This window comes from Pseudomonas baltica, assembly GCF_014235765.1.
Lineage (GTDB): Bacteria > Pseudomonadota > Gammaproteobacteria > Pseudomonadales > Pseudomonadaceae > Aquipseudomonas > Aquipseudomonas baltica.
Map to the genome: position 1 here is coordinate 44101 of NZ_JACMYH010000005.1, position 13346 is coordinate 57446.

General features: G+C 61.4%; 17 protein-coding genes and 1 pseudogene. 5 read left to right on the forward strand and 13 right to left on the reverse strand.

The genetic code is table 11. The features are described from left to right. Nucleotides 1-98 precede the first annotated feature (98 nt). Both H7993_RS16465 and cysZ read right to left on the reverse strand, forming a co-directional pair. Nucleotides 99-384 (reverse strand): annotated as a pseudogene (locus H7993_RS16465) (aquaporin); the annotation flags it as partial. Nucleotides 385-639: 255 nt separating this feature from the next. After that, a complete protein-coding gene (gene cysZ / locus H7993_RS16470; protein WP_122795313.1) occupies nt 640-1368 on the reverse strand; it encodes a sulfate transporter CysZ in 729 nt (242 codons plus the stop codon). 233 nt (nt 1369-1601) lie between these two features. Here cysZ and H7993_RS16475 point away from each other — a divergent pair, with 233 nt between their 5' ends. Then, nucleotides 1602-2201 carry a peroxiredoxin gene (locus H7993_RS16475; protein WP_122475170.1) on the forward strand — a complete coding sequence of 200 codons (600 nt, stop codon included), beginning with the start codon at nt 1602-1604 and terminating at the stop codon, nt 2199-2201. 134 nt (nt 2202-2335) lie between these two features. Beyond that, complete coding sequence (gene trxB / locus H7993_RS16480; protein WP_122475169.1) at nt 2336-3298, forward strand: thioredoxin-disulfide reductase; 963 nt, start codon at nt 2336-2338, stop codon at nt 3296-3298. 209 nt (nt 3299-3507) lie between these two features. Here the strand turns inward: trxB and H7993_RS16485 are convergent, their stop codons facing one another. From H7993_RS16485 to H7993_RS16505, 5 genes are all read right to left on the reverse strand, one after another. Beyond that, nucleotides 3508-3849, reverse strand: coding sequence for a HopJ type III effector protein (locus tag H7993_RS16485; RefSeq protein WP_185795026.1), 342 nt, complete (start codon nt 3847-3849; stop codon nt 3508-3510). Beyond that, entirely contained in the window at nt 3842-4138 is a 297-nt protein-coding gene (locus H7993_RS16490) for a DUF1244 domain-containing protein (RefSeq protein WP_049861226.1), read from the reverse strand. The genes H7993_RS16485 and H7993_RS16490 overlap by 8 nt, the downstream gene beginning before the upstream one ends. Before the next feature lie 27 nt (nt 4139-4165). Beyond that, the gene (folX, locus tag H7993_RS16495; RefSeq protein WP_049861227.1) at nt 4166-4537 is read right to left on the reverse strand and encodes a dihydroneopterin triphosphate 2'-epimerase; all 372 of its coding nucleotides are present in this window, start codon (nt 4535-4537) and stop codon (nt 4166-4168) included. 59 nt (nt 4538-4596) lie between these two features. Beyond that, complete coding sequence (gene folM, locus H7993_RS16500) at nt 4597-5298, reverse strand: dihydromonapterin reductase (protein ID WP_122475165.1); 702 nt, start codon at nt 5296-5298, stop codon at nt 4597-4599. Nucleotides 5299-5365: 67 nt separating this feature from the next. Further along, nucleotides 5366-5932 carry a putative antibiotic biosynthesis monooxygenase gene (locus tag H7993_RS16505; RefSeq protein WP_122475163.1) on the reverse strand — a complete coding sequence of 189 codons (567 nt, stop codon included), beginning with the start codon at nt 5930-5932 and terminating at the stop codon, nt 5366-5368. A 206-nt stretch (nt 5933-6138) separates the two neighbouring features. Between H7993_RS16505 and H7993_RS16510 the strand changes: the two genes are divergently transcribed. Next, nucleotides 6139-7086 carry a MerR family transcriptional regulator gene (locus H7993_RS16510; RefSeq protein ID WP_185795027.1) on the forward strand — a complete coding sequence of 316 codons (948 nt, stop codon included), beginning with the start codon at nt 6139-6141 and terminating at the stop codon, nt 7084-7086. Between the two features lie 10 nt (nt 7087-7096). On the opposite strand, the gene H7993_RS16515 is transcribed toward H7993_RS16510, so the two are convergent. After that, nucleotides 7097-7702 (reverse strand): hypothetical protein, encoded by a 606-nt coding sequence (locus tag H7993_RS16515; protein ID WP_185795028.1) that lies wholly within the window; start codon nt 7700-7702, stop codon nt 7097-7099. 57 nt (nt 7703-7759) lie between these two features. Further along, nucleotides 7760-8227: a PAS domain-containing protein gene (locus H7993_RS16520; protein ID WP_122475159.1), complete on the reverse strand. Its 468-nt coding sequence runs from the start codon at nt 8225-8227 to the stop codon at nt 7760-7762. A 134-nt stretch (nt 8228-8361) separates the two neighbouring features. Between H7993_RS16520 and H7993_RS16525 the strand changes: the two genes are divergently transcribed. Then, nucleotides 8362-8814, forward strand: a complete 453-nt coding sequence (locus H7993_RS16525; RefSeq protein ID WP_185795029.1) for a flavodoxin — start codon at nt 8362-8364, stop codon at nt 8812-8814. Between the two features lie 3 nt (nt 8815-8817). Here the strand turns inward: H7993_RS16525 and H7993_RS16530 are convergent, their stop codons facing one another. Next, nucleotides 8818-9093, reverse strand: a complete 276-nt coding sequence (locus H7993_RS16530; RefSeq protein WP_122475156.1) for a YebG family protein — start codon at nt 9091-9093, stop codon at nt 8818-8820. A gap of 225 nt (nt 9094-9318) precedes the next feature. Here H7993_RS16530 and H7993_RS16535 point away from each other — a divergent pair, with 225 nt between their 5' ends. Next, nucleotides 9319-9759, forward strand: coding sequence for a phosphate-starvation-inducible protein PsiE (locus H7993_RS16535; protein WP_043192974.1), 441 nt, complete (start codon nt 9319-9321; stop codon nt 9757-9759). A gap of 13 nt (nt 9760-9772) precedes the next feature. Here the strand turns inward: H7993_RS16535 and H7993_RS16540 are convergent, their stop codons facing one another. The 3 genes from H7993_RS16540 to fecA all read right to left on the reverse strand — a co-directional run bounded on the left by H7993_RS16540 (nt 9773) and on the right by fecA (nt 13341). Next, nucleotides 9773-10111 carry a DUF3509 domain-containing protein gene (locus H7993_RS16540; protein ID WP_122475154.1) on the reverse strand — a complete coding sequence of 113 codons (339 nt, stop codon included), beginning with the start codon at nt 10109-10111 and terminating at the stop codon, nt 9773-9775. A gap of 218 nt (nt 10112-10329) precedes the next feature. After that, nucleotides 10330-10740 carry an HPF/RaiA family ribosome-associated protein gene (locus H7993_RS16545; protein ID WP_122475152.1) on the reverse strand — a complete coding sequence of 137 codons (411 nt, stop codon included), beginning with the start codon at nt 10738-10740 and terminating at the stop codon, nt 10330-10332. Nucleotides 10741-10980: 240 nt separating this feature from the next. Beyond that, nucleotides 10981-13341: a TonB-dependent Fe(3+) dicitrate receptor FecA gene (gene fecA, locus H7993_RS16550; protein ID WP_122475151.1), complete on the reverse strand. Its 2361-nt coding sequence runs from the start codon at nt 13339-13341 to the stop codon at nt 10981-10983. Nucleotides 13342-13346 lie beyond the last annotated feature (5 nt).

The window sequence follows — 13346 nt, forward strand, 5'->3', positions numbered from 1 at the left end:
AATCTTCAGATCATTTTTCTCGCCCATGGCTCTGCCCACCCAGCCTCCGATCAATCCGCCCATGATCGGCGCGAGCCAGAACATCCAAAGCGCTGCTGCCGCGGCTCTCGCTCCAGCAACCTGAGCCAGTACGTAGGGCAATACTTCACTGGAAGAGATCCTGCCACCGGCCCACAGTCCAACGGTGACGGCAGGGTTGAAGTGCCCCCCCGAGATAGGCCCTACCGCATACGCCATGGTGAGCACGGTCAAACCGAACGCCAGCGATACACCCGCGAATCCAATACCCAGTTCCGGGAATTTGGCGGCGAATATGGCACTTCCACACCCCCCGAACACAAGCCAGAATGTGCCCAGGAACTCAGCTGCCAGTTTCCGATTCATATTGATGATGCTCCAGTAGTTCAAGGTGATAGTTGCAAATCAACCTGACTACTGGAATGCACAGGTTACATCTTGAAGGCGCGATGTAAGGCAGTGGGATGTTACCGTTGCCAACCGCTGTGCGCGGCGTGGCTGGAAAGAACTGAAGAAACGTGTCAGGCGTTTGTCAATGACGCAAACGTTTCTGGGTAGAGGTAGAATAGTCGATTATGAACTGGCCGTAATCATTAACGACCAGTGGTTATCGCCAAAGACTTATTGTCGCTCGCGCACCCAGAACAATGTCGCGCCTGCCACCGCTGCAGGCATCATCAAAACGTTTACTCCCGGGATCAGCAGTGCCAGGTAAACGATGCCGCCGAAACTGAGGCTGCGCCAGCGCTTCTGCCGCAGCCAAGCGAGCATGTCCTGCCAACTCATCTTGTGGTTGTCGGCGGGGTAGTCGATATATTGAATAGCCATCATCCAGACCCCGAACAGTAACCACAGAGGGGCGGCGATGATATTGAGCATCGGGATGAACGACAGCACGAACAGCGCCAGTGCGCGCGGCAGGAAATAGCCGAGCTTGCGCGCTTCGCGGGCCAGCGTGCGCGGGATCATTTCGAACAGTTCGGTCCAGCGGAAGGCGGGGAAATCGTCCTTGCCCCGCGCAACTACCTCGACCTTCTCGGAGAGAAACCCGTTGAAAGGGGCAGCGATGATGTTGGCCAGCATGGTGAAGCTGAAGAACACCATGAAGGCTACGAGCACCGCAAACAGCGGCCAGAGTATGAAGCTGAGGAAACCCAGCCAGTTGGGCAGGCTTTGGATCAAGTGGTCGACCCACCCGCTGAACAGGTGGCCGGCGAAGTAGATCAGGCCAACGAACAGCACCAGGTTGATGCTCAGTGGCAACAGTACAAACAGCCGCAGCCCGGGAGACAAGACCATTTTCAGGCCCTCGCGCAGGTATTGCGGGCCGGACAGTGCAGGGACAGGCATGGACAACTCCGAGACAGGGGAAACGTGCTGACAGTACCGGCTTTGCCGACGCTCGGGAACCACGGCAATGACCGGTAACAACCTTGCGTGCTCTGCACGAATGGCCCGTTCGCGTATAGACGAGGGCTATGGGTTGGATTGCCAAAGGGTATTTCCCTAATCGGGCCCACCTCGTTAAGCTTGGACACATCGAATTTCAACCCTTTCCCATCTTCGCTTCCAAGGAGTTCTTCATGAGCATTCTGGTCAACCGCCAAGCCCCTGACTTCGACGCCGCTGCCGTACTGGGCGACGGCTCGATCGTCGACAGCTTCAAGTTGTCGTCCCTGCGTGGCAAGTATGTGGTGCTGTTCTTCTGGCCATTGGATTTCACTTTCGTGTGCCCGTCGGAAATCATCGCCCACAACAACCGCATCGCCAAGTTCCGCGAGCTGGGTGTCGAAGTGGTCGGGGTGTCCATCGATTCGCAGTTCACTCACCACGCCTGGCGCAGCACGCCGGTGGAGAAGGGCGGTATCGGTGAGGTCGAATTCACCATGGTCGCCGACGTCAAGCACGAGATCGTCCGCGCCTACGGCGTCGAGCACGAAGATGGCGTGGCTCTGCGTGCCTCTTTCCTGATCGACCAGCAAGGTGTCGTGCAGCACCAGGTGGTGAACAACCTGCCGCTGGGTCGCGATGTCGACGACATGGTACGACTGGTCGAAGCGCTGCAGTTCACCGAACAGCATGGTGAAGTCTGCCCGGCCGGCTGGCGTCCGGGCCAGAAAGGCATGAAGGCCGATGCTCAGGGCGTCGCCGACTACCTGGCTGGAAATGCCAAGAGCCTGTAAGCGCTGACCCTGCCTGGATTTCACGGGCAAGTTTCTGGGCTGGCGGCGTTGAACCTTCCCCAAGGTGCCTTGCCAGTCCTTTTTATTCCAGCCGCACCGGATCGGCGCCAACGTCCGGCAGTCAGGAGTTAGTCATGTCTCAAACCCGTCATTCCCGCGTGATCATCCTGGGCTCCGGCCCTGCCGGTTACAGCGCTGCCGTGTACGCTGCGCGCGCCAACCTCAAGCCGCTGCTGATTACCGGCATGCAGGCAGGCGGTCAGTTGACCACCACTACCGAAGTCGACAACTGGCCGGGCGACCCCCATGGCCTGACCGGCCCGGCCCTGATGGAGCGCATGCGCGAGCACGCCGAGCGCTTTGAAACCGAAATCGTCTTCGACCACATCAATGCCGTTGACCTTGCTGCCCAGCCGTTCACCTTGACGGGTGACAGCGCAACCTACACCTGCGACGCGCTGATCATCGCCACCGGCGCCAGCGCGCGGTACCTGGGCTTGCCGTCGGAAGAGGCGTTCATGGGCAAGGGCGTTTCGGCCTGTGCCACGTGCGATGGCTTCTTCTATCGCAACCGTGAAGTCGCGGTAGTGGGCGGTGGCAACACGGCGGTCGAAGAGGCGCTGTACCTGGCCAACATCGCCAGCAAGGTGACCCTGGTCCATCGTCGCGATACCTTTCGCGCCGAGAAGATCCTGATCGACAAGCTGCACGCTCGCGTGGCCGAAGGCAAGATCGAACTCAAGCTCAATGCCACGCTGGAAGAGGTGCTGGGCGACAACATGGGCGTGACCGGTGCGCGCTTGCGCAACAACGATGGCATTGCCGAAGAGCTGAAGGTCGATGGCGTGTTCATCGCGATCGGTCACACGCCGAACACTTCGTTGTTCGACGGGCAATTGGCTCTGAAGGACGGCTACATGGTGGTTCAGGGCGGGCGTGAAGGCAACGCCACCGCGACCAGCGTCGAGGGCGTATTCGCTGCCGGCGACGTGGCTGACCACGTGTACCGCCAGGCAATTACCTCGGCCGGTGCCGGCTGCATGGCAGCGCTGGATGTAGAGCGTTATCTGGATGGGCTGGCCAACGCTTCGTTCTGATCCAGAACCGCAGCGCGGCTTTCGCGGGTAGAACCCGCTCCCACCGGGGGCAGTGTCCCTCACTGGCCATGCAAGACCTGGTGGGCCAGGGGCAGTGCCCTTCACGGGTCATGCAGTTCCTTGTGGGAGCGGGTTCTACCCGCGAAGAGGCCCCAAAGCCGGGCACAAAAAAACCGACCCCTGCAGGTCGGTTTTTTCATGCCTGCCCGTTAGCCCCGCCGGGTCAGCGGCAGTTCGGAAAACTTCACCCCTGCCAACCCATGCGCCATCAGGTTGCGGATATTACCGTGATCACTGCCCTCGGGCGTCGCCACCACCGAACGGTAGTGTTCGCCAAACGCCAGCAGTGCCTCTTCATCGCTCAAGCCTTCCAGCAGTGCCAGGCCCAGGGTCTTGCAGGACCCTTCGTTCTGCCCGGCAGCATTGTCCAGAGCGCCGTTGCTGAATGCCTGTGGCTCATAGGCATAGTGCTCGGCGACGAAGGCCAGCGTCGCGGCGAACTGATGTTCACCGCTGGCCAGGCTGGTGCGCAGCGAATTCACATCACGCATTGGGCGTCCCCTTGGCGAAGGCCGCCTGCTGCTCGGCGCTGGCTTCCTGCTGGTATTGCGCCTTCCACTGCGCATAAGGCATGCCGTAGACGACTTCTCGCGCCTCATCGAGGCTGACCTCGACCTGCTGCTCGTCGGCGGCCGCCTTGTACCACTTGGACAGGCAATTGCGGCAGAAGCCTGCCAGGTTCATCAAGTCGATGTTCTGCACGTCCTTGCGTTCGTCCAGGTGCTTGACCAGGCGGCGGAAAGCCGCTGCTTCCAATTCCAGGCGTTGTTGTTCGTTCATGTCGCTCTCCTGCTGGGCGGCAACCGGTCAGCGGCTGCCGGCGAGGGTGATCGAAACCGATTCGGCGAAGCGCAGCGCATGGGGCTTGTCGACTTCCACTTCGGCATAGCGCACGGCGGTGTTCTGCATGACCAGATCGAGAATCTCCTGGGTCAGGCGTTCGAGCAGGGCAAACCGGTTGCCCTCCACATGCTGGATCACCGCCTTGGTGATGGTGCGGTAGTTCAGGGCATGCTCGATATCGTTGTCGCGCACCGCTTCGAGCGCCGGATACAGGACGGTGAGGTTGATCAACACATCCTGCTTGTTGACGATTTCGTCTTCGTTGATACCGATGAAGGTGCGCAAGCGCAGGTCCTTGACCCGGATGCGTGCCATTCCTGGCTGCAGTGGTGCCATCGTTGTGTGCTCCGCAGAATGTTCGGGGCCAGCGTCGTGCCGAACCGACGCAGGCATGCCTATTTTACGTGTCTGCCGCCGTTGACGGTCAAGGTCGTGCCCGTCACGTAGGGGTTTTCCAACAGGTAGCGCAGGCTCTGGTAGATGACCTCGGCACCCGGCTCGATGCCCAGCGCCGACTTGGCCAGCGATTTGTAGCGATAGTCGGCATCGTCATCCGGGTTGAACAGAATCAGCGCCGGGGCAATCCCGTTCACTTTGATCGCGGGCGCGAACCGCGCCGCGAACGACAGCGTGAGGTTGTCCAGTCCCGCCTTGCTCGCGCAATAGGCCATGTGCTTGGCGCTGCCCTTGCGCGTCACGTCATCGCTGATGTGCACGATGTCGGCAGGTTTCGACGCGCGCAGCAGGTCGGCGCAGTGCAAGTTGATCAGATAGGGCGCCAGCATGTGCACATTGACCATCTGCTGGAACGCGGCGGCTTCGTCTGCGGCGCTGTCCGCGATCCAGGCCGAGGCATTGTGCACGATGGCGCGCAGCTGGGTGGTCTGCGCCTTGAGTGCGTCGATGAAGGCCAGGATGCCGGCTTCGCTGGCGAAGTCGGCATGGATGGTCACCGCGCCCATCTCGCGCAGGTGCGCAACGGTTTCGCGCTCCTGGCGATAGCTGATGATGACCGGTTGGCCTTCGCCCAGCAGGCGTTCGGCACAATGCAGGCCGATGCGCTGGCTGGCGCCGGTAATGAGGATCGGGTGAGGCATGGGGCGAGCTCTTCGTCGGCAGGTTGCTGCGCCGATTTATATCACAAAGCGCAGCAGGTCCGGCCGTTCACGCCACCTTGGCCTTGGGCAGCGGCGCCCGGCTCGGCGTGGCGTGCAACCAGCCGCGCAACAGGCGCGTCGACAGCGGAATGAAAAAGAACACCATGAGCGGGGTCAGGGCCAGGGTACTGAGCATGACTCTGGGCACCAGGCTGATCTCGTTCAGCACGTGACCGAACAGGAAGTTGAAGATCAACGACACCGGAAAGAACGCCAGCCAGATGGCCACCGCCTGTTTCCAGCGCGGCGGGCGCTGCAGGCCACTGTCACCGAACCAGCCTTCGGTGCCGCTGACCCGGTGCACGTGTGGCTGGGCGAACAGTTCACTGCCACGGCCAAGCCAGGAGCGACGGGAGGCAGAATGCTCCCATGCATGCAGCGTGGTTTCATCGGCAAAACGGAAGATGATCTGGAATTCGTCATCGCCCGGCGCGGGCGCCAGAACGCCTGAACCCAGGTAACCTGGAAAATCGGTCGCCAGTTGTTCGCCCTCATGCAGCCAGGCGATCAGGTCCTGATATTTGCCATCGGCCACGCGGCGCGCAACCATCAGGGTAACGGGGGAGGTAGACATCGTGTATCTCCAGGCAGTCTGGCGCTCCGGGTAGGAGCCTCCATCGAATGCAGCGCCGGGGTGGTGGCGTGCATCTGAAATCAAGCAAGTATTATTCCCGAAAACCGCTGCGTGCACATCTACCGTCGGTTGGATCATCCACAAACCCCAAGCCTCTGCCAGCGGTTACACTGTGCGTTCCTGTTCCTGGCGGCGGTTGACTAGCAATGAGCGAATCCGGCACCCGATTGCCCGGCGTGCAAGACCACGCGCTGGACGAGCTGTACCCCATTCGCGAGGTGGCCCGGTTGACCGGTATCAACCCGGTCACGCTGCGTGCGTGGGAGCGCCGCTATGGTCTGGTGCAGCCTACCCGCACCGAAAGTGGGCACCGCTTGTACTCCCTGGCCGATATCGAAGAGGTGCGCAGTATCCTGGGCTGGATAGAGCGGGGCGTGGCGGTGAGCAAGGTGGGCAAGATCCTGGCGCGCACCCAGCAGGCCAGAACCGCTCTGCCCGGACCCTGCGACGAGCACGGTGAATGGCAGCAGTGGCAGGAGCGGATTCGCCAGTGCGTACGTGAGTTTGCCGAAGCTCGGCTCGATCAGGTCTACGGCCAGGTGTTTTCCAGCTATCCGCTGGCCGTGGTATTCGAACAGGTGCTGATGCCGGTCTGGCAGGAGCTGCTGGTGCATCAGGGCCACTTTGGCCAGGCCAGCGAATGGTTGTTCCTCGACACCTTCCTGCGTGCCCGCACGCTGCAACGGCTGCGCCTAGCTTCCGATCAGGGCCAGGACAGCCGGGTATTGCTGGTGGCCATACCAGAGCAGTGTCGGGAACTCGAGCTTCAGGTCACAGGCCTGCTGCTGGGCGGACCGCAAGTCGAAGTGCAACTGCTCGGTCTGGGCCAGCCGCTCGAAGAGCTGAGCCTGGTCTGTGAAAAGCTCGCGCCCCAGGCAGTGGTGCTGTTCTCCAATCGCCCAGCGCCACCGGCACTGCCACGGCAGCTGGCCAGACTGAACAACGCCCTGAGCTGCCCGTTGCTGTTGGCCGGAGAGCTGTCCGAAATCATGCAGGACAGCCTGCGATCCACTGAGATCGCCTGCCTGGGCAGCGATGGCCGTTTGATGCAACGGCGTTTGCAGCAGTACCTGGCCGGGCATCTGGACAGCTGATTCGGCGCATTCAGGTGTGCAGTTGCGGATGCACCAGTTGGTGGTGCATCAGAATGAACTGGCGCAAGGACTCTATCGCCTTGGCGTTGTTCTGGCTGAGCCGGTAGGCAAACAAGCCGTGCTCGGCCTCGCGAATCATCGAACCGCGCAACGGGATCGGTGCGCACCCTTCGGGGGTGAACCACAGCTGGAATTGCGAGGGGGCCTGTGCCCCATTGCGGACCTCGAGCAAGGCGCCCTTGAAGGAAATGTCACGGACCCAGAAGTCGCTGTCACGCCCTTCGCCGTCGCGCAGCACGATCGGCTGCGCGAGGCTCAGCCGCCACGGGCGCAACATCGGTCCGTCCTCATAGATGCTGGGTGCCCCCAGCTCCAGGTGCGCCGCCTGGAACTCGTCTTCCACGACCTGCAGCGGAAAGCTGATCTGCTGGTTTTCCAGGTGTGCTTCGATGGTGACCTGTTCGTGGGATGCCAGGCGCATCAGCAGATCGCGAACCTGCGGTCCACCCTTGATGGAAAGGTTGAGCAGGGTATCGCGAACATTGAGCTGCGGGTTGGCCTGCATCGCCCGCAGAAACTCCAGTTCGTCCTGGGTCAGCAACACATCAGGCGGCATGGCGTGCACTCGCGGCAAAGGGTGACTCGAAGCAACATTGGAAAACGCCCATGGCGGTCATACCGCACCGGGCGGGGCAGGGGTTTCGAGTTCGACGATGCGCTGTTGCAGCGCCGCCACCTGCTGCTCGAGCGCGACGATGCGCTGCTGCGCTTCGACCTCGCTGCTGACATCCTTCTGGATGCCGATGTAGTACATCAGTTGATCGCTGTCGTTGTGTACCGGGGTGATCGACAGCTCATTCCAGAAGAAACTGCCGTCCTTGCGGTGGTTGCGCAGCACCTCACGGCACGCCAATCCCTGGTCGATCGCCTCGCGCACGCGCTGGCGCGCAGGCTGGTCGCGGTCGTCACCCTGCAGCAGGCGGCAGTCCTGGTAGAGCATTTCCAGTGACGTATAGCCGGTCATGCGCTCGAACGCCGGATTGACGTAGATGAGGATGTTGTCCTCGCCTTCCTGTTCGGCGACGACGATGCCGTCGTTGGACGCATCGATCACCAGTTGCAGCAGCTTCGCATTGATCATGTCAGGGTTCCCTAGCGTGCAGCGTAGTCTAATTCATACGGGCTGCGGGAGGGATCCCAGTACGTCAGATCCTGTCTTTCAATGCGCGGTCGGGCTGGTAAGATCAGCGCTTTCAACGGTCCGAGACAGTCATCATGAAAGTTGCCATCCTCAGCGGTTCGGTCTATGGCGCGGCCGAGGAAGTCGCCCGGCATGCCGAGCAGCTGCTAAAGCGACAGGATATCCAGGCCTGGCACAACCCGCGAGCCACTCTGCAGGACGTGCTGGCATTCGCGCCCGAGGCTGTTTTGGCGGTGACCTCGACCACCGGCATGGGCGAACTGCCGGACAACATCATGGCGCTGTACGCTCAGCTTCGCGATGAACTGCCGGCGGCGCTGCGTGGCCTGCCCGGTGGTGTGATCGCGCTGGGTGACTCCAGCTACGACACCTATTGCGGCGGCGGCGAACAGTTGCGCGAGTTGTTTGCAGAGCTGGGCGTGCACGAGGTTCAGGACATGCTGCGCCTGGACGCCAGCGAAAGCGTCACCCCGGAAACCGACGCAGAGCCCTGGCTGGCCGAGTTCGTGCAAGCGCTGCAGGCCTGACGATCAGGCCTGCTCGGCGGGGTCGGCCGTCGCCGTGAGCAACTCGTTCAGGGCATCGGGCTGACTCTTGAATGCCTTGGCGAAGATGTCGCGGTTTTTCGCCATGTAGATACCGGCGTCTTCGACCTGTTTGTCATCGAGTGACGGCACGGCTTTTTTCAGTACGTCTGCCAGCAACTCAGCCAGCTCGAGCATTTTGTCGTGACGATCGGCTTCAGCTTTGTCCATAAACAGGCGCTCCAGATCTCGGCTGCTGCGGTATACCACTTCGACGGCCATTGACCACCTCATTTGCCTAGGGAATGGTTTCAGTACAACTACTGTTCGTTTATACAGTGCCAAGCATAAGGCAAATCGGCAGGCTTGAACAGAGGTGCCGACGAGGGGCCCTGCGACAGTCTGGCTGCTTCTCACCCGCCATGCCTGGCCCTTATGCTGCATGCCCTGAACGAGCATAGGCGTTCAGGCGCATCTCACCATCGGTTGGCAAAAGGAATACAGGCAATGAAATGGGCCGAAAAACTTCGCGGGAGTCTGCACGCCCAGGCCGATTCGCTGGGCAATCTGTGCGTCGAGGCGTTCCACTATCTGGCGCTGTTCGGCATTGGCGCCATCACCGCCTGGGCGGCTGTCAGCGCTTTTCTGGGAATGGTAGAGAAGGGCAGCGTGAGCGTGGACGACATTCTGCTGCTGTTCATCTATCTGGAGCTGGGGGCGATGGTGGGGATCTACTTCAAGACCAACCACATGCCCATCCGCTTCCTGCTGTACGTGGCAATCACCGCCCTGACTCGCCTGCTGATCGGCGATGTCTCGCACCACAATGCACCGGATCTGGGCATCATCTACCTGTGCGGTGGCATCCTGCTCCTGGCTTTCGCCATTCTGGTGGTGCGCTATGGGTCTTCGCGCTATCCATCGGTAAAGGAGAAGTCCGACAGCTGAGCCGCACGGCGGCTCATTGCAGGCTGGCGGCGACCGGCGAGGTGTGCGCGGCGTTGGCGCGAAGGACTGGCTTGCTGCCCAGCTTCTCGATGTTGCCGGCATCGGTCATCGCCGCCAGGATCTGCATGGCGCTGCCACCTTGCTCGATGGCCATGCCGAACTGGATGCTTTCGATCAGCCGGCGCATGCGCTTGGGGTCGTTGCGCTGTTCGGCGGTGATCACGCGCTTGGCGGCAACGCCGCGCTCGTTGGACAGGGTCAGCATGATGCTGCCATCCAGACGCTGAATGCTCAGGTTGACGCGGTACTCGGGTTGGAACGCATCGCTCAGGGCTTGGAATGGATTATCCATCATGTACTACCTGCAATAGTCGAACTTCGTTAATGGACTAGGCGATTAGTTACTGGTTCAAGACCGCCGGTCGGCGCCGCGTTTCATCTTTTGCTATATGTAACTGCGCCTTACTTCCCCACAATCGATGTAGCAATCGCCGTGCCCAGACGGAAAGGCTTGTTCGCAGGCAATAAAAAAGGCGAGCTCGAGGCTCGCCTTCTTGCACGTTGCAGCGCTCAGGACTTGCTGTTGAGCACCTGTTCGTTTTCCAGAAACTCTTCTTCGAGCAAGGCTTCGTTCGGACCATCGGGAATGGTTTGCTGGTTGGCTGCACGCTTGTTGCGCAGCCTGCCGAACATGTGCTCCAAAGCGTGGCTGAGCTTCTCGGCGGCGCCATCGACCGCCAGGTCCAAGGTTTCTGCCTTGTGCGTCACGGAAATGGGCTGGTGACCTTTTGGACGCGCTTCCATCTGGCAGCGCATGTCGTCGGGCCCGGATTTCTGGCCGTTTTCGTCGGCGAGATGAACCTCGATACGGGTGAGATCCTCCTGATAATGCTCGACTGCGTTTTCCACTACGGTGCGTACCCACTCCTGCAGGCGGGCATCGCCTTGAATATGGTTATCGCTATTGACCTGGATCTGCATAGTTCATCCCTTATTCGGCTTGCTAGCTAGAGATTCGATGACACTGATATTCATCGCCTCTTGAAGTACAAGGTCAGGGAGTTGAAGAAACAATTCAACCCCCTGACGAAGATAAATATTCAGTAACTTTTTCGAACTTTTTCTGAAATAAGTGCGAAACCCGAAACTCTGCGTGGTGCAATCCTGGCCTCCGACCCGCTGCCACAGGGGTTCAACGGCAGCAGGCGCACGCTGCCAGCGTCAGAAGGCGACGGAGGTTTGCACGTAGACGGTGCGCGGCTCGCCCACGTACTTGCCCTTGTTGTTGTCGTCGAAGGAACGGGTGTAATACTGGTGATTGAAAATGTTCTTCACGCCCACCGCGACGTTCAAGTCGGACAATTGCGGGCCGAAGTCGTAGCCGGCGCGGCTGCTGAAGAGCATGTAGCCTGGGATGCGCCCGGTGCTGCCATCGGCGCTTTCGGCCTGGGTGTTGGCGTTGTCGGCGAACTGGCTGCTCTGGTAGCTGCTGTCCAGGTCGAGCTTCCACGGGCCCTGGGTGTACCCAACGCCCAGGGTGCCCTTGTGGCGTGACGAGAATGGCACGCGGTTGCCCTTGTTCGGGCCGTCTTCGCGGATGGTGGCATCGACGAACGCGTAGCTGGCGTGAACGTCGAAACCGGCCAGGGCCGGGCTCAAACCGTCCAGTGCGTAGTTGATGCTGGTCTCGATACCCTGATGGCGAGTCTCGCCGCGAGCGATCACCGTGTCGTTGGTCTGGTTGCTGTCGTACTGGTTGTCGAAGTTGATCAGGAACGCACCGATTTCCGCGCGCAGATTGCCGTTGTCGTAACGCGTCCCCAGCTCCCAGGTCCGGGCCTTTTCCGGCTTCACTTCGCCGCCGGTCACACGGTTGGGCATCTGGCTGTACTGCACACTGCCGAACGAGCCTTCGGTGTTGGCGTACAGGTTCCAGTTCTCGTTGACGTGATAGAGCACGTTCAGGGCCGGCAAGGCGGTGGTGTAGTCGCCCTGGTATTTGACGTTGGTGAGGTTGTTGGTCTGCTGCGAGTCGATCATCTCGTAGCGGATGCCGGGCGTGAACGTCCAGCGGCCGATATCGATGCGGTCGTCGACATAGAAGGCGTGGGCCTGGGTGCCGCCGCGGGTATCCCGGTCGTTGCGGCTGTCGGTGCTGGGCAACTGCTGGTTGGCACTGATCGGCGTGCGGTAGCGCAGCTCATGGCCCGCCTCGCTGATGTAGCGGTAGCCCACGCTCATTTCGTGCTGTGTCTGGCCCAGATCGAAGCCTTGGGAGAAGCGCGTCTCTACACCGCGTACCCAGTACTCGCGGGGCGACAGTGAGAGAAAGTTGCCCTGGTCCAGGTAGCCGCTGCGCAGGGTCTTGGTGAAGAAGGTGTTGGCGGTGAATTCGCGGCGATCTTCCTGGTAGCGGTAGCCGAAGTTGACCATGGTGCGGCGCCCCCAGAACTTGTCGTAGCGGCGGGTCGACTGATAGGGGTCGGCCTTGTAGTCGGCTGCGCTGAGGCCACCGGGCATGTCGGCCTCGCCTTCGTAGTACTGCGCCTGGGCATTGAGGCTGTTGGCTTCGTCGATCTGGTATTTGCCCTTGAGAATCAGGTCGTCGATCTGGGTATCGCTGTGCTCGCGCCAGTCGCCGCCGCGCACGCCGGAGTAGAGCAGGGCGCCGCCCAGGCCGTTGTCGGCAGTACCGCCCGCCAGCAGGTTGCCGGTGGTCTTGAAGCCGTCCTGGCTCGACGAAGGGCTGGCCTGGGTCTGCAAGCCGCCCTTGATGGTAGGTGCATCGGGAATCGCGCGGGTCACGAAGTTGACGATGCCGCCGACGTTCTGCGGGCCGTAGCGCACCGCGCCGCCGCCGCGCACCACGTCCACGGCGTCCATGTTGCCCATGCTGACCGGGGCGAACGACAACTGCGGCTGGCCATAGGGCGCGAACGGCACCGGGATGCCGTCCATCAGCACCGTGGAGCGGGTCGCCAAGCGTGGGTTGAGCCCACGGATGCCGAAGTTCATCGCCATGTCATGGCTGCCCGTGCCGTTGTTCTGTGGTGCATTGACACCCGGAATGCGGTTGAGGACATCGCGCGCGCTGGTGGCGCCAGTGCGTTCGAAGTCTTCGCGGCGCACCACGTCCCGGGCACCGGCGTGCTCGAACACGTTGGTCTGTTCGGCGGCGCCGAGCCAGTCGCCCACGACACTGGACGCACCCAGTTCGACCGCAGCACCGGCGCTGCCAGGCTGGGCCACAGGTGTGGCTTCCAGGCTGTAGGCGCCATCGCCCAACGGCTGCGCGTGCAAGCCGGTACCTTCAAGCAGTACCGCCAGTGCCTGTTCGACGCTGTAGCTGCCTTGCAGGCCACGGCTGGGCTGGTCTGCCAGGGTCGTCGAGCCGAATGAAATCAGTACACCTGCCTCGCGGCCGAACTGATTGACCGCGCTTTCGACCGACGCGGGCGCGATGTGGTACTCGCGGGTAGAGCCCTCGGCGGCCATGGCGTGCGGCAGTTGAGCCACGCTCACGGCAGTGCCGAGCAACAGACAGCGCAGGGCGCGGGCGAGTGGGGTGGGCAGGTTGGACATTCGGC

Bases quoted from the DNA above. Each gene is read 5' to 3' on its own strand.
- H7993_RS16510 (WP_185795027.1), top strand. From the start codon at position 6,139: ATGAGCGAATCCGGCACCCGATTGCCCGGCGTGCAAGACCACGCGCTG.
- folM (WP_122475165.1), bottom strand. From the start codon at position 5,298: ATGCCTCACCCGATCCTCATTACCGGCGCCAGCCAGCGCATCGGCCTG.
- H7993_RS16485 (WP_185795026.1), bottom strand. From the start codon at position 3,849: ATGCGTGATGTGAATTCGCTGCGCACCAGCCTGGCCAGCGGTGAACAT.
- cysZ (WP_122795313.1), bottom strand. From the start codon at position 1,368: ATGCCTGTCCCTGCACTGTCCGGCCCGCAATACCTGCGCGAGGGCCTG.
- H7993_RS16515 (WP_185795028.1), bottom strand. From the start codon at position 7,702: ATGCCGCCTGATGTGTTGCTGACCCAGGACGAACTGGAGTTTCTGCGG.
- H7993_RS16545 (WP_122475152.1), bottom strand. From the start codon at position 10,740: ATGCAGATCCAGGTCAATAGCGATAACCATATTCAAGGCGATGCCCGC.
- H7993_RS16505 (WP_122475163.1), bottom strand. From the start codon at position 5,932: ATGTCTACCTCCCCCGTTACCCTGATGGTTGCGCGCCGCGTGGCCGAT.
- H7993_RS16490 (WP_049861226.1), bottom strand. From the start codon at position 4,138: ATGAACGAACAACAACGCCTGGAATTGGAAGCAGCGGCTTTCCGCCGC.
- fecA (WP_122475151.1), bottom strand. From the start codon at position 13,341: ATGTCCAACCTGCCCACCCCACTCGCCCGCGCCCTGCGCTGTCTGTTG.
- H7993_RS16520 (WP_122475159.1), bottom strand. From the start codon at position 8,227: ATGATCAATGCGAAGCTGCTGCAACTGGTGATCGATGCGTCCAACGAC.
- H7993_RS16540 (WP_122475154.1), bottom strand. From the start codon at position 10,111: ATGGATAATCCATTCCAAGCCCTGAGCGATGCGTTCCAACCCGAGTAC.
- H7993_RS16535 (WP_043192974.1), top strand. From the start codon at position 9,319: ATGAAATGGGCCGAAAAACTTCGCGGGAGTCTGCACGCCCAGGCCGAT.
- folX (WP_049861227.1), bottom strand. From the start codon at position 4,537: ATGGCACCACTGCAGCCAGGAATGGCACGCATCCGGGTCAAGGACCTG.
- H7993_RS16525 (WP_185795029.1), top strand. From the start codon at position 8,362: ATGAAAGTTGCCATCCTCAGCGGTTCGGTCTATGGCGCGGCCGAGGAA.
- trxB (WP_122475169.1), top strand. From the start codon at position 2,336: ATGTCTCAAACCCGTCATTCCCGCGTGATCATCCTGGGCTCCGGCCCT.
- H7993_RS16475 (WP_122475170.1), top strand. From the start codon at position 1,602: ATGAGCATTCTGGTCAACCGCCAAGCCCCTGACTTCGACGCCGCTGCC.
- H7993_RS16530 (WP_122475156.1), bottom strand. From the start codon at position 9,093: ATGGCCGTCGAAGTGGTATACCGCAGCAGCCGAGATCTGGAGCGCCTG.